Below are 14,163 nucleotides of genomic sequence, written 5' to 3'. Positions count from 1 at the left end.
ACCCCGGCGCTGCGTACACTGTTGCCATGACTGAAGCCGAACCTGATCTCAGCTCGCACGCCGGTGTTGATGCCTGTTTGAAACGCTATGCCGGATCGGAGTCGAGTTACCCGTTCGGGCCAGGAGCGCGTGTGTACAAAGTCGCAAACAAGATGTTTGCGCTGCTCGGCGAACCCGAGCGCGAAAGCGAACAGCTGAGGCTCACGCTGAAAGGCCCCGTGCTGCGCAATGAGCTTCTGGTGCGAGACTTTGCGGCGATCCACCCCGGCTACCACATGAACAAACAACACTGGATCACGATCACCCTCGACGGGTCAGTTGAGGTCAGCCTGCTTGAAGAGTTGATAGCGGAGTCGTATGAGCTGGTGTTCATGTCGCTTCCGCGTGCGGTGCGGGAGAAGATTGGCGCGTAGGGGCCTCCCGCGTAGGCGTTTGAGGGGGTGCTGATCTTTGCCTCTTAGATTTAGGCGCTATCGTTCGCAAAGCCCACAGGATCGCCACCAGATCCACGGCTTCTTGCATCCAAGCGCCGAGTAACGCGGGGAGAAACCCGAACGCGGCGACAAGCATGAGTCCGACACTGATGGCGATCCCGAGCCAAATGCTCTGCAAAGCGATTCGCACGGTGTCTTGCCCAATGCGAACCGCTGTCGATAGGCTGGCGAGACTATCGAAGCGGTTGACGACCGCTGCAGACTCGCTGGCCGCCGTCGCGCCGCGAGCCCCCATAGCAAAGCCAACATCTGCGGCGGCGAGCACTGGCGCGTCATTGAGGCCATCCCCGGCCATGAGTAGCGGCCGCGGCTGCACCTCTGCAACGATGCGTACTTTGTCTTGTGGGCGACACTCGGCGTGAACCTCGGCGATGCCAAGGGCCGCAGCGATTGGTCGTGCCGTCTTCGCGACGTCGCCGGTAACCACGAGCATTCGCTCTAGGCCGAGTTCTCGAAGTTCGGTGATTGTTGCGAGGGCATCTGGGCGCAAACCATCGCGCATGATGAGCGCACCGACGTAGTGGCCATCGCGTGCAACGTAAATGGCCAGTTCTCCAGGGTTGAGTTCGACCTGGCGAAGATCTGGTGCGAACTGGCCAACCCAGCTTGGTTTACCAACGCGGATCAGCCCGCGGTTCAAGTGCTCTGCCTCTTTGGAAGTCGGGGCCGTCGCAAGCTCCGAGGAACTGGGCGAGAGGGTTGCCTCAACCCCGTTTGTTGCACTCTCCGCTGCCGTTTCTACCGGCAAAGGAGTGAGATTGGCCTTTTCTGCGGTCGTGATGACCGCTGCAGCGAGTACGTGAGACGAGTAGACCTCTGCCGTCGCCGCCAACTGCAGCACCTCTTCGGCAGAGTGTCCTGATGCTGGCTCCACACGCTCAAGCTCGGGGTGCCCCGTTGTCAGTGTTCCAGTCTTGTCGAAGGCAACGGATCGCACTCTTGCGAGTTGCTCGAGTGTGCTACCGCCTTTTACGATCAGACCGGCACGCGCCGCTCGGCTCATGCCACCCAAAAAAGCCACCGGCGCCGCAATCAGCAGCGGGCACGGAGTTGCTACCACCAAAACTTCAGCGAAGCGAACGGGATCCCCACTTGCTACCCAGGCAATCGCCGCAATAGCCACTGAGACGAGCGTGAAGGGCACCGCGTAGCGGTCGGCAAGCCTTACCGCCTTGGCCTTGCTCTGTTGCGCAACCTCTACGAGTGCCACGATTTGCTGGTACTGGCTGTCTGCCGCAAGCGCGGTCGCGCGCAGATGCACCGCTGTTGTGCCGTTCACTACACCGCTGGCGATGCTGTCGCCCTGTGCGTGATGCACAGGAAGGCTCTCGCCCGTGAGCGACGACTCATCGAACTCGGCATCTGTGGAAAGTAATTCTGCATCAACGGGAACGAGTTCGCCCGGTCGCACGAGCAGAGTGTCTCCGAGCTTCACCTCGTCAATAGAAATGGTTTCAAGCTCTTCGGAGGAAGCACCAGCCGGGGTGAGAACGCGGGTCGCTTGACGCGGGGCTCGGTTGAGAAGTGCGTCGAGTTCTCTGCGCGAGCGATTCTGCGCGTAATCCTCAAGGGCCTCGCCGCCGGTGAGCATCAGCACAACGACGAGGGCAGCCCACGGTTCGCCAACGAGCACGGCAGCGGTGATGGCCATGACCGCGAGAATGTCGAGCCCGGCATTGCCCTTGAGGAGCTTGCGCACCATGCTGATGGCCTGCCAAGCGGCAACGATGAGCGCGTAGGCTCCAATCACAAAGGGGGCCGCGTGCGTCAGAGGCGCTGGCATGGCGAGCGACACGAGGCCGAACAGGGCGACAACGAGAGTCGCGGCCACCGCGGGGTAATTGCGAATTGCAACGCTTAAATGGCTCATATATGCAGTGTGCACCCATTTTGAGGATTCCGCATCGAAGGCAAGCCTAGGCAAAGTTGCGGAAAGTGCTTTTGAGCAAGTGAATTCGTGCGGCACGAACCCCAAACGGCATGATCCCAAGTTCGGTTGCTGCGGCGCGCGGTGTTGGGGATTGGCAGGCTAGCTATTTAGGTCCGAAGCTTATGGAGTTGTCGTACAATGTGAATGTGAGACCGGAAGCTAGCGACCATCTCGCGAGTGTCGTGGAAGTTGAGAACCACCGTCGTTTCGGTTTCTGGGTCTATGAAACAGTGCGTGCCGAGAACCCCAATGTGACCGACGGGAGTTGGGAGACCGCGAAGTAGCGGCATGAAACCCTCGAACCGCAACTGCATGGCCCCCAAGCCGTACTCGATGCCCCTGCGAAACCGGTTCTGGGGTGTGGTCATGAGCGTGAGCTGTTCTGCCGTGAGAAGTGTTCCGTCGGCGAGGCCGGTGGCAAAACGCGCGAGGTCGTCGAGCGTGCTGACGATCCCGCCTCCAGCCCAGTCGCATGTGAGACTTCTGAAGCCACTGACCTCAACGCCATCTAGCCAAGCGGGGGAGATGTGAGTGGGCCCCGGTTCGCGTAGCCAGAACACGCTGTTCTTCATATCGGCGGGAGTAAATATTTGCTCCCTCAGGAGTTTCGTGAGTGGCTTTGCGGTGACGGCCTCGAGGATCAAACCAAGCAGAATATAGCCGGTGTCTGAGTAGTGAAACCGTTCACCGGGTACCCCGATTGGCTGTTGTTTTTCGCGGCTAAACGAAAGAAGATGCTCTGGTTTCCAGGTGCGGTCTGGTTGGTCCAAAACAAGTTTTATGAAGTTGGGCCCCTGCGAGGTGGGGCCTCCAAAATAGTCAGCGGCTCCAGAAGTGTGCGCGAGGAGATGCTGAACTGTCGCGCCTGTGCCGGAGAAGAGTCCAGAGATTATGGGCGAGGGAAGTAACTCGGCCACGGGGGTTGAGAGCTCAAACTCCGAAGCGGCAATCCGCTTCATAATCATGGTTGCGGTTGCGAGTTTGCCGATGGAAGCGGTGTGGAACGGAAGTGCACGATCGCCGAAGCTGTACTCGAAGCCGGGGGCCTTGACCAGCACCTGTGGAGAAGGGAGGCCCCTTCGCGTTCGTCTGCGAGCGGCGCGCGTAAAGTGGGCGTTGAGAGAGGCGATCGTTGCAGATGCGCTTAGTGAAGATGTCATGTGGGTGTCTTCCGCGAGTACAGATATTACTTTAAGTAATATTGTTGCATGAAGGAGACAACTTGGCGAACGTGATTTTAGGACTCTTGATGCTTGGAGGCCCGCAAACCTTGTACCTGCTCAATAAACACTTCGAGCAGGGTGCTTCGCTGATCTATCGAGCGAGTTTGGGGGCGTTGCGTGGAGCGCTCAACGGGCTGCTGGCTCGTGGTGAGGTCGAGTTTGAGGCGACGGTTGAGAGTGGGAGGAAGAAGAAGACTTATCGACCGACTGCGGTTGGGGTCGAAGTGTTTTTCGAATGGTTGACGGGTCCCATTACGGGATCAAACGTCGAGACTGCTGCGCTCTCAAAACTGTTTTTCCTGGGACTTCTTGACACGCCAGAGGTGCGCCGGGCAGTGCTGAGTGACATCGTGCAGCGACTTGAGCAGGATCGGGCCGAGTTGAGCGCACTGGGCGCTGATCTTCAGGAAGTGAGCGTGCCTGCAGAACAGGCTCACGTGTTTGGTTATCAAGTTGCGACCCTGGAATATGGGCTCTCAGCGCACCAGCTTGGCATCGACTTTTTTAGGCGTTTGCGGGATGTCGAAGGTTGAACGGGTGATTCGACCTCGCCCGCAAAGCAGCAATAACCGGCAAAACAGCAGTCTGGTCGGCATCTCGCCGTTCAAGGGTTAGTTCAGTGGGAGAAGGAATAACGGGCTGGTATAGGTTCAAGCGGCCCGAACACCCGCGCACCACACGGCTTTCGTGAGTGGCATGCCGGGGCGGTAGGCCAGGTGGGTTGCGGAGGGGGCATCGAGCAATTGCAGGTCTGCTCTCGCCCCGGAACGATACTGCCGACCGCCGGTTGCGCTGTGCCTCGCGGATCAAGCCAGCCGTTCTCGTGCATCCCGAGCGCGATTGCGCCGCCGAGGGTTGCGGCCCGCACTGCCTCCTGGATAGAGAGCCCCATCTGCAGCACCGCCGTTGCCACGCAGAAGCCCATCGATGAGGTGTAAGAGGTCCCTGGGTTGCAGTTCGAAGCGATGGCGAGGATCGCGCCCGCGTCGAGTAGCTCCCGCGCTGGTGCAAGTGGCATCCGTGTAGACAGGTCACAGGCTGGGAGCACCGTGGCGACCGTGCCGCGAGAATTACTGCCGGAGTTACTGCTGTTCCACGACCCCGCGAGCGCTTCGATGTCTGCTGGCGTGAGAAACCCGAGGTGGTCTACGCTCAACGAGCCGTGCTCGACTGCGAGCTGTGCGCCAGGCCCGTGCCCGAGCTGATTGCCGTGCACGCGCGTTGCAAGGCCCGCCGTTTTTGCCGTTTCGAGTACGCGCCGTGTTGAGGCCTCATCAAAAGCTCCGGCCTCACAAAACACGTCGACCGCGCTAACATGTGGCGCGACTGCTGCGAGCATCGGTCCGGTGACGAGGCCGAGGTAAGCGTCGGGATCCCCGCCCTCGGGCACCACATGCGCGCCGAGGAATGTGACCGCGTCGACGTGCTCGCCCGCGAGCCTGGCTGCACGAACCTCGTCATCAATGGTCAGCCCATACCCGGTTTTGGTCTCCATCGTGGTGGTGCCTCCGCGCCGAGCCTCGGCAACAAGGCGCGCAAGATTCGCGGCAAGTTCATCATCGCTGGCGGTCCGAGTCGCCTCCACTGTCACGTTGATACCCCCGGCAGCATACGCCTCGCCGGCCATGCGCGCTTCAAACTCAGTGGTGCGATCCCCCGCGAACACCATGTGCGTGTGCGAGTCGACCCAGCCGGGCAGCACGGCTCGCCCCGCGGCATCGAAATGCTCGTCGGTTGCCGGTGCCTTCGCTGAGGCCCCACCCATGCGACCCGCCCGTTCTCGACGACGACGGCCGCGTCGTGCAGTCGCCCGCCATTACCGAGGGCATCGTCGTTCGTGGTCAGTTCGCCGATGTTGTCGATGAGAAGAGAGGTCATGGTCTCAACCTTTGCATGTGAGAGTGAGCGACGGGGGAGGTGCTGCGCGAGTGGCAGAGGTGAGGGGTGGGGAGCGGTGTGCGATTCTGTCGCTTTTGCGGCTGAGAGATGTGCGATTTTGCACATCTTGAAGACGCAACGTCGCGACGGAATCGCACACCGCTCCCCACCCCGAAGGATTACCAAGCAGTCTCAGTATTCCGAATCACCGGCGACATCGGCACCCGGACTCCACGCTCCTGAGCGACATCACTAGCCCGCTGATACCCCGCATCAACGTGACGGATCACTCCCATACCCGGATCATTCGTCAGTAGTCGCTGCAGCTTCTCAGCAGCAAGAGCAGTCCCATCGGCAACGGATACCTGCCCCGAATGAATAGAGCGGCCGATCCCGACACCACCACCGTGGTGCAGTGATACCCAGGTGGCGCCGGAAGACGCCGCGGTGAGCGCGTTCAACAGTGGCCAGTCGGCGATCGCGTCTGAGCCGTCGGCCATCGCTTCGGTCTCGCGGTAGGGGAGGCCACGGAGCCAGAGTCAAGGTGATCGCGCCCAATGACGATGGGTGCTTTGAGCTTGCCCTCTGCGACGAGTTCGTTGAAGCGCACAGCGGCTTTTGCGCGGTCGCCGTAGCCGAGCCAGCAGATGCGGGCGGGCAGGCCCTCGTATTCGACGCGGTCTTGTGCGGCGCGGATCCAGCGGCGCAGGTGGTCGTTTTCGGGGAAGAGTTCGAGGATCGCCTCGTCGGTGACGCGGATGTCTTCGGGATCGCCCGAGAGTGCGGCCCAGCGGAACGGTCCGAGGCCCTCGCAGAACAGCGGCCGGATGTAGGCCGGCACGAAACCGGGAAACTCGAAGGCGCGGTCGTAGCCGCCCTTGCGGGCCTCGTCGCGGATGGAGTTGCCGTAGTCGAACACCTCGGATCCCGCGTCTTGGAACTCAACCATCGCCTTAACGTGTGCAGCCATTGCAGCCTGCGCATCGCGGGTGAAGGTTTCGGGATCCTTCGCAGCGCGATCCTGCCACTCGGCCATCGTGTAGCCAATCGGCAGGTAACTGAGGGGATCGTGGGCGCTGGTCTGATCGGTGACGATATCGATGTTGATTTCACCCGCGAGCTGGCGGCGCAGGATCTCGGGGAAGACTTCAGCAGCGTTGCCCACGAGGCCGACGGACCAGCCACGGCGCTCGTCCTTGGCCTGCTGCACCTTCGCAAGTGCCTCGTCGAGATCGGTGACGACCTCGTCGAGGTAGCGCTTGCCCGCGCGGCGGTCGAGGCGGGTCTTGTCGACGTCAACGATGAGGCAGGCGCCGTCATTGAGGGTGACTGCGAGGGGCTGGGCACCGCCCATGCCGCCACAGCCCCCGGTAAGCGTGATGGTGCCCGCGAGCGTGCCGTCAAGACCCTTCTCGGTTGCTCCCGGAAGACCCGCAAGCTTGCGACCAATGGCGGCGAAGGTCTCGAAGGTGCCCTGCAGAATACCCTGCGTGCCGATGTAGATCCACGAGCCCGCGGTCATCTGGCCGTACATCATGAGGCCCTCTGCCTCGAGCTTGCGGAACTCGGGCCACGTCGCCCAGTCGCCCACCAGATTCGAGTTGGCGAGCAGCACGCGCGGTGCCCAGGGGTTCGTGCGGAAGACGCCGACCGGCTTGCCGGACTGCACGAGCAGGGTCTCGTCGTCCTCAAGGTCGCGCAGGGTGTCAACGATGGCGTCGTAGGCCTCCCAGCTGCGGGCGGCGCGACCGGTGCCACCGTAGACGACGAGGTCGTCGGGGCGCTCGGCGACCTCGGGGTCGAGGTTGTTCATGAGCATGCGGAGTGGAGCTTCGGTCTGCCAGCTCTTCGCTGAGATCTCGGTGCCGCGGGGAGCGCGGACGGGGCGTGCGCCGGGGAGGGCCATGGTGATCCTTTCGCTGTGCGCTGCGTTGCGTGTGCGGGAGCGCGATACCTCTATCTCAGCGTGTGCGAGGTGCGGCTGGAATGGAGAACTCGGGGTCTTGTCTGGGATGCCGGACGGGTGAGGAAGTGAAATGGGGTCTTTTGATCAATTGGGTTGAATGGTAACATTTGGCCATGTCTGTCACTCTTCCGATTTCCGTAGCGAAGCAGCAACTTGGCTCGCTGGTGGATCGTGTGCACCTTGCGCGTGAGAACGTGTATCTGACAAAGCACGGGCGAAAATACGCGGTGCTCGTTGATGCCGAGGCGTTTCAGCAGTTGCTCGACGAGCTCCAAGATTTTCAAGACGCTGAAGCAGCGCGTCAGGCGCGGCAAGAAATGGAAGATACCGGAGCGACACCGATTCCCTGGGAAGAGGTCAAAGCGGATCTTGGGCTCGTGTGAGCTACCGAGTGCAGGTTTCGCCCGCGGCGGCGCGCGAACTCAAGAGGTTAGATCCGCACGCACGGCGCCGAGTACAGGCGGCGATCGAGCTTCTTTCGGAGGAACCCCGCCCGCCGGCTGCAAAATCACTCGTGAATAGCGGCGGATCCTGGCGCGTTCGCACGGGGGACTATCGCATTATCTACGACATTTACGAGGGTGAAGTGCTGGTGCTAATTCTCCGCGCTGGGCACCGTCGCGAGGTGTATTGTCGAGGTGTTCCTAGTCAGCAGGGCTGAACGACGCGAGTGCCAGATCCAGCAGCTCGCCTAGTCGAGTGTCGCCGTCGAGCGTGCGGGGTTCGTGAAGGTGGCCCGTGATCTGCAGGGCCGCGATCCCGTGCAGCAGTACCCACAGTACCGTTGCGAGTTCGCGCGGTGCGCCGCCGCCTAGCTGGCCTGCTGCCTGCGCGCGCTCGACCAGGGTCTGCAGTGCGAGCATGGCGCTGTCGGCCGCAGCTTCGAGCTCCGGCGCTGGTGCCGAGATGGGGGTGTCGCCGAAGATTAGCTGGTAGTGGTGTGGAAAATTGAGGACGTACTCGACGTAGGCTCCGCTGCCCAGCCGCAGGTTCACCCGGCTGTCGCTGTCGATCGCGGCTGCCCGAATCGCCGCGGCCATGCCGTCGAGGGTTTGCCGAGCTAGCTCGCTGAGCAGGGCTGATTTGTCGTCAAAGTGGCGGTAGGCGGCGGATCGCGAGACGCCTGCGGTCTCACCGACCGCGCGCAGTGTGACCGCGTCTGGGCCACCCCCTTCAAGTAGATCGGAGGCGGCCATGAGTATGGCGGCGCGCGTTGGTCCTGGGTCGCGGGGGCTCATGGAATGAGTCTAACAATCTGAGTTGACATTGTCCACAAACGTCACGTACGCTGACGCTGTCAACAATCAATCCCAGAACAAAGGAACATCCCGTGACTAGCCAATTGACCGACTTCGATGCTCGTTACCTTGACACCTGGATCGAGCCGGATCCCGCAACTCGCCGCACCAACATTGAACACCTCTGGTCCCCGGGTGGGCAGCTTGCTGTCTCCTCGCTCGGAATCACGCTCACCGGCATCGACGAGATCACTACCCACATTGCTGGGGTGCACGACGGCCTCATTGCGGGCAAGGGGCTTCGTTTTAGCTACGACCAGCAGGTCGAGTCGGGCGATGCCCTGCTGCTGAGATGGTCTATGACCGCCCGGAACGGTGAGGTTGTTGGCCGCGGGGTAGACACCGTGTTTCGGGATGCTGAGGGCAAGATCACCCGCGCTTACATGTTTATGGGTGTGAACTAGTGGCGTGACGGTCCCTTAAACCGGTGCGGGTCGCTCAGCCGGTTCAAAAACGAGGTTTTCGACCGGCTGAGCAACCCGCACCTGGTGAGCGACCCAAATCAGTTGGTGAGCCAGCTCGGCTCGACTTAGGAGCTGGTTCGCCGCCTAGTGAAAGCCAGTGCCGCGCCGCCAGCGACAAGCAAGGCGATGGCGCTCGTTGCGCCCAGAGAAGCGGGATTTCCCGTAGTGGCCAGTGCCTGCGGTGGGTTGGCGGGTCCATTGACCGGGGTTTTTGGGTCGGGCTTCTCGGTGCCGGGCTTCTTGGGACCCTCCGGGTCGACCGGCTTTGCAGTCCCGCTCAGCTCGGCCGACACTGCCTGCGACTCGACCGTCATGTTCAGGTTGGCGCCGTTCGTGTCAACGGCATTCGCGGCGACCGTTGCAGCAATGGTCTGCCGCCCCTCGGTCACGGTGTGCGTAGCGGTGAGGATCGCCGTGGCTCCCGGTAGCACCGTCGTGGCAGCCGCGGGAACACCATTGATGCTGAACTCTGAGAGTGGAACGCCTCCCGTGTTGGTGACCGAAACGGCGATGCTGGCGGTGTCGCCCACGGTGAGCTGCGTTGATCCTGAAACCGAAGCGGTCGCGGTGAACGAGGGAATCTCGGCGATCGACATGGCAACGTCAACAAAGCTGCCGTCGTCGCTCCACCGTGTGCGGTCGTCACGATTGAAGGTGGTGCGGAATCGAGGCGACTCGGCGGCGGCATCGCAGCTGTCGCCGGAGGCGCGTGAGACGCTCGACTTCACAAACGACTGCGCCAGGCTCAGTGTGCCGAAGATGTAAGGGTTCGAGTCACACTCGTACGACTTCCAGATGTCGGGTTCGGCTGCGGGGGCGGGTGCTGTGCCTGGACCCGTGTGTTCCGTGCCCGCGAGGGTGATGGATCCGGTAGCGAAATCGATCGTGGATCCTGTCATGAAGTATGAATAGCGCACCCCGGCGGTGCTCTTGCCATCGAAAGTAGCGTCAGAGACATCAAGCATGGTCGCCCCGAGCGCGCCGATTACCTTGCCGGTGCGGGCACCGCGGTCAACCACAAGTGCGGTCTTTTCTTCGACGCCGAATCCGCGCTCGTGTTGTGTCTCGAGCGAGAGTTTCACGAGTCGGGGCTGCCGGTCACGGCGGGCAAAGTGCGAGTCGAGCTGGCCCTCGGTGAAGAATCCGAGGCCGCCCGCCGGAATGTAGGCGAGTGTTGAGGCGTCTGCGCTGTTGTCGTCGAACCACCCAGTAACGGCAGGGTCTCGCCAGGACTGGTAAGGATCCCCACCCGAAATCATGTCGGCACCCTGCTGGATCGTGAGCCCGGCGCTCGTGCCCGCGGCCACCCCGCCGCTCTCCACAACTTCGCGGATTGCTGCCATGGCGGGAGTGTCGGTGCAGGCGGTGTACGCGAATTTATCGGCGGCTGCCTGATCCGGAGCCGTGCAATTGAAGAGCGAACGAACGTAGCGAGTCTGGTCACCGCCGCCAAAGTACACGGCATCAGAATTTCGGATCTCGTTGGCCACCGTCGTGTCGAACGCGTTTGCGGCGGTGTAGGGATCTCCGGCGTAATCTTCGACCTGGTTGACGTCGATCGGTACCGGGTAGACCTCTGCGCCGTGCGCTTCGAACCAGCTCTTGTAGTAGAGCCCGTTTGCTGTGGCATTGTCGTAGGTGTCGCCGTCTGCGGCCTCGGCCGCGTCGGGGGCCACGGGTGATGCGGCGGTCAGGATCGCAACGCGTGGTGTGTTGCCCACACCAGCGTGGGCCTGTGCGAGATCGACGATCTCTTGGATGATGGCCTCACTCGGTGTGTCACCAGGCTTGATTGCGCCGCCAATGAGCACCACGTGCCCCTGGGTTGGTGCTGCGCTTGCGGTTGTCGGGATCGCTGCGAGTGCACCCAGGCTCAGTGCTGCGGTGAGTGCGATGGCGGAAAGCTTGCGACGTAATGGGGTGAAGGATGACAAATCGATCTCCGGTCTCGGCGTTGAGGGGTGCACGCGAGAAGTCCGGCTTCATCACGTAGATTCAAGTGTTTCATGAATAAGTGATTCATTCAAGGCGGAAACATATGTTTCAAATTGCAGCAAGGCTCTTCGTGTGCTCTATTCATGGATACCGCGAGCCGATCACGTTGGTAGACTCACGACAGCCGATGTCGGTGCGATGAGCAGAGGAGCTTGTTGCAGTAGACGTTACCTACCCAGAGCGAAGGGCTGAAATGCCGAAACACACGCGCGATTCGAGTCTGTGCTTTGAGAGTGCTGCGGTTTCCGAGGACACCGTAGCCTCCAGGATCCGCGAGCGCATGGGGGACTGTACCCCTCGGAGCGCAAAGTTGCGCGGACCCTGCTTGCTGCCTATCCCGTTGCCGGTTTTGAAACGGTGGCCGGCCTGGCTGACCTTGCTGAGGTGAGTGGGGCCACCGTGGTGCGTTTCGCGACGCGCCTTGGCTACAGTGGATTTCCTGACTTTCAGAAGGCGCTTCGCGGAGAGCTCGAACAGCGCAGTGCCTCCCCGACAACACTGTACGAGCGCACCGGCTCAAAGCGCGTAGCACCCGCGGGCGACCTGGCCGCGTTTGTTGAGCCCTCGGTTGAAGATCTGCGAGCGACCTTCGCGGGACTGTCAGGGCACGATTTTGAGACCACCATTGAAATGCTCGCAAATCCGAAGCGGCGCATCTGGCTTGTCGGAGGTCGTTACAGCGTATTTCTCGCGGAGTACCTCTCGGCGAGTCTGCAGCAACTGCGTCCCAATGTGCAGATGGTCCCAGAAATGGCGAGCCTGCGCGGTGCAACGATGGCGGGCTTTGAGTCGAAAGACGTGCTCGTAGCCTTTGACTTCAGGCGCTACGAGGCTGATACGCGCAACCTCGTACACTACGCAAAGGTTCGAAAGGCCGGTGTTGTTGTCATTACCGACAAGTGGGTGTCGCCGTGTGCCTCTGACGCCGATGCCGTGCTCACGAGCATCGCCTCGGAGCGTGGGCCGTTCGACTCGGTGGTGCCAGTCATGGCGCTTGTCGAGGTGCTCTTCGAGACTCTCGTGCACAGAATTGGCGACCCTGCACGCCACCGCATTGAGCAGATCGAACAGACGGTGCAGCAGCTCGATCTGATCTGAGGCGCGTGCGAGCGCTCGCCGTTGCCCGATTCAACCTTGTAACGGGTTCTCGGGTCGCGAGTGTCCAGCTTACCGACGAGTGGCCCGGTTGCCCGCGCGTTGATAGCCTGGGCGCTCGCGGGTAAGGCGTGCACTCGCGGGAAGATAGCGCTCCCCGCTCAAAACGCAGCGCGCAGAGCTCCCCGCCCAGCGCTCACCGCACCGCCGAGAGGAACGAGCGGGTGCGCTCGTGTTGCGGATCGCCGAGCACCTCGGATGGTGGTCCCTGCTCCACGATCAGGCCACCGTGCATAAACACCACACGATCCGCGACCTCTCTTGCGAAGCCCATCTCGTGTGTCACCACAATCATGGTCATGCCAGAGTTTGCGAGATCCCGCATGACCTTCAGCACGTCGCCCACCAGCTCGGGGTCGAGCGCGCTCGTTGGCTCGTCGAACAGCATCAACTTGGGCTCCATGCAGAGCGCCCGTGCGATCGCGACGCGCTGTTGCTGGCCACCCGAGAGGTGCCGGGGATAGGCCTTTGCCTTGTCGGCAAGTCCGACCTGGTCGAGTAGCGCGAGGGCCCGGGGAAGCACTTCGCTGGTTTTCTGCTTCAACACGGTGCGCGGTGCGAGCATGATGTTGTCGAGCACGGTCATGTGGCCAAAAAGATTGAAGTGCTGAAACACCATGCCGGTCTGCGTGCGGTCGCGGCAGATGTCGTTGTAGCTCTTTTCGTGCAGAGTATTGCCGCGCAGATCGTAACCAACTACTTTGTCGTCGACCCAAATGCGACCGCCGTTGAGCTGCTCGAGGTGGTTGATGCAGCGCAGCAGGGTGCTCTTGCCCGATCCTGACGCCCCGATGAGGCACACGACCTCGCCCCGAGCCACGTCGAGATCGATGCCCTGTAGTACCTCAAGAGATCCGAAACTCTTGCGCACACCCTTCATGCGCACCATGGGGTTCAGTGTTGCCTCGTTCATGGGTTGCTCGTCTTTCCTGTCGCTACGGGATCGTGAGTTCGCATCGCCTTGCGAAGGCGGTCTGTCCAGCTGAGCTGCACATTGCGGGTCGAGCCACGTGAGAACCGCTTCTCAAGCCAGGACTGCCCGACCGTAAAGACCGTGGTCATGATGATGTACCAGATGCTCGCGACGATCAGCATCGGGATGACCTGAAAGTTCTTCGCGTAGATCACCTGCGTTGAATACAGCAACTCCGACACCGCGAGCACACTTACGAGCGAGGTGTTTTTGAGCATGCCGATCATCTCATTGCCGGTCGGCGGAATAATGACACGCATGGCCTGCGGCAGCACAACCTTCACCATGGTCTGCAGGCGATTCAGGCCCAGCGCGCCCGATGCCTCGGACTGCCCCGGATCCACCGAGAGAATGCCCGCGCGCACGATCTCCGACATGTACGCGGCCTCGTTCAGACCAAGGCCGAGGATCGCGGCCATGAGTGGGGTGACGATGTGGTTTGCGTCGAGGTGCACCCCTGGGATGCCGAACGTAATGTCGGGGTACAGGGCGGCCAAGTTGTACCAGAGCAGCAGTTGCACGAGCACCGGGGTGCCCCTGAAAGCAAACACGTAGAAGCCAGCCGCCCGCGAACCACCGGGTTTACCGAGAGGCGCATGACCGCGAGAATGACGCCGAGCACGATCCCGAGCAGCATGCACACAACGGTGAGCAGCAGGGTGATCTGAATGCCTTGTGCGATCGACGTGTCCCTCAGGTAGAGGCCGATGGTGTCCCAGCGGAAACGAGGATTGGTCGCCGCCGAGTAGATCAGCATTCCGAAGAGAAACAGAATGATGGCGCCCGA

Annotated in this window: 12 protein-coding genes and 2 pseudogenes; 6 read left to right on the top strand and 8 right to left on the bottom strand. The window is 61.6% G+C overall.

Features of this window, described 5'->3' with window-relative positions; genetic code table 11:
• The first annotated feature begins 26 nt into the window (after positions 1–26).
• Entirely contained in the window at positions 27–413 is a 387-nt protein-coding gene (locus G7066_RS10960) for an MmcQ/YjbR family DNA-binding protein (protein ID WP_166331082.1), read from the top strand.
• Here G7066_RS10960 and G7066_RS10955 read toward each other — a convergent pair.
• The gene (locus tag G7066_RS10955; RefSeq protein ID WP_166331080.1) at positions 370–2,364 is read right to left on the bottom strand and encodes a heavy metal translocating P-type ATPase; all 1,995 of its coding nucleotides are present in this window, start codon (positions 2,362–2,364) and stop codon (positions 370–372) included. The two genes, G7066_RS10960 and G7066_RS10955, sit on opposite strands and share 44 nt — an antisense overlap.
• A gap of 167 nt (positions 2,365–2,531) precedes the next feature.
• Entirely contained in the window at positions 2,532–3,584 is a 1,053-nt protein-coding gene (locus G7066_RS10950) for a serine hydrolase domain-containing protein (RefSeq protein WP_166331078.1), read from the bottom strand.
• A gap of 62 nt (positions 3,585–3,646) precedes the next feature.
• Between G7066_RS10950 and G7066_RS10945 the strand changes: the two genes are divergently transcribed.
• Positions 3,647–4,180 carry a PadR family transcriptional regulator gene (locus tag G7066_RS10945; protein WP_166331076.1) on the top strand — a complete coding sequence of 178 codons (534 nt, stop codon included), beginning with the start codon at positions 3,647–3,649 and terminating at the stop codon, positions 4,178–4,180.
• 117 nt (positions 4,181–4,297) lie between these two features.
• Here the strand turns inward: G7066_RS10945 and hutI are convergent.
• Positions 4,298–5,525 (bottom strand): annotated as a pseudogene (hutI, locus tag G7066_RS10940) (imidazolonepropionase).
• Positions 5,526–5,704: 179 nt separating this feature from the next.
• A pseudogene (gene hutU, locus G7066_RS10935) lies at positions 5,705–7,431 on the bottom strand (urocanate hydratase).
• 173 nt (positions 7,432–7,604) lie between these two features.
• Here hutU and G7066_RS10930 point away from each other — a divergent pair.
• Together G7066_RS10930 and G7066_RS10925 are read left to right on the top strand one after the other, a co-directional pair.
• Positions 7,605–7,874 carry a type II toxin-antitoxin system Phd/YefM family antitoxin gene (locus G7066_RS10930; RefSeq protein WP_166331074.1) on the top strand — a complete coding sequence of 90 codons (270 nt, stop codon included), beginning with the start codon at positions 7,605–7,607 and terminating at the stop codon, positions 7,872–7,874.
• Positions 7,871–8,152, top strand: coding sequence for a type II toxin-antitoxin system RelE family toxin (locus G7066_RS10925; protein ID WP_166331072.1), 282 nt, complete (start codon positions 7,871–7,873; stop codon positions 8,150–8,152). Before G7066_RS10930 ends, G7066_RS10925 begins: the two co-directional genes overlap by 4 nt.
• On the opposite strand, the gene G7066_RS10920 is transcribed toward G7066_RS10925, so the two are convergent.
• The gene (locus tag G7066_RS10920) at positions 8,136–8,729 is read right to left on the bottom strand and encodes a TetR/AcrR family transcriptional regulator (protein WP_166331070.1); all 594 of its coding nucleotides are present in this window, start codon (positions 8,727–8,729) and stop codon (positions 8,136–8,138) included. The two genes, G7066_RS10925 and G7066_RS10920, sit on opposite strands and share 17 nt — an antisense overlap.
• Before the next feature lie 92 nt (positions 8,730–8,821).
• Between G7066_RS10920 and G7066_RS10915 the strand changes: the two genes are divergently transcribed.
• Complete coding sequence (locus tag G7066_RS10915; protein ID WP_166331068.1) at positions 8,822–9,193, top strand: nuclear transport factor 2 family protein; 372 nt, start codon at positions 8,822–8,824, stop codon at positions 9,191–9,193.
• A 125-nt stretch (positions 9,194–9,318) separates the two neighbouring features.
• Here the strand turns inward: G7066_RS10915 and G7066_RS10910 are convergent, their stop codons facing one another.
• Complete coding sequence (locus G7066_RS10910; RefSeq protein WP_166331066.1) at positions 9,319–11,187, bottom strand: cyanophycinase; 1,869 nt, start codon at positions 11,185–11,187, stop codon at positions 9,319–9,321.
• Between the two features lie 349 nt (positions 11,188–11,536).
• On the opposite strand from G7066_RS10910, the gene G7066_RS10905 reads away from it, so the two are divergent.
• Entirely contained in the window at positions 11,537–12,346 is an 810-nt protein-coding gene (locus G7066_RS10905) for a MurR/RpiR family transcriptional regulator (protein ID WP_280116273.1), read from the top strand.
• A gap of 193 nt (positions 12,347–12,539) precedes the next feature.
• Here the strand turns inward: G7066_RS10905 and G7066_RS10900 are convergent, their stop codons facing one another.
• Both G7066_RS10900 and G7066_RS16305 read right to left on the bottom strand, forming a co-directional pair.
• On the bottom strand, positions 12,540–13,316 hold the full coding sequence (locus G7066_RS10900) for an amino acid ABC transporter ATP-binding protein (protein WP_280116159.1): 777 nt from the start codon (positions 13,314–13,316) through the stop codon (positions 12,540–12,542).
• On the bottom strand, positions 13,313–13,897 hold the full coding sequence (locus G7066_RS16305) for an amino acid ABC transporter permease (RefSeq protein WP_244303399.1): 585 nt from the start codon (positions 13,895–13,897) through the stop codon (positions 13,313–13,315). The genes G7066_RS10900 and G7066_RS16305 overlap by 4 nt, the downstream gene beginning before the upstream one ends.
• Between the last annotated feature and the right edge of the window lie 266 nt (positions 13,898–14,163).

It is taken from the genome of Leucobacter coleopterorum (genome assembly GCF_011382985.1).
In the GTDB taxonomy this organism is placed as follows: Bacteria; Actinomycetota; Actinomycetes; order Actinomycetales; family Microbacteriaceae; genus Leucobacter; species Leucobacter coleopterorum.
Note: the sequence above shows the minus strand (reverse complement) of the source record. Positions and strands in the feature narration are given on the sequence as shown.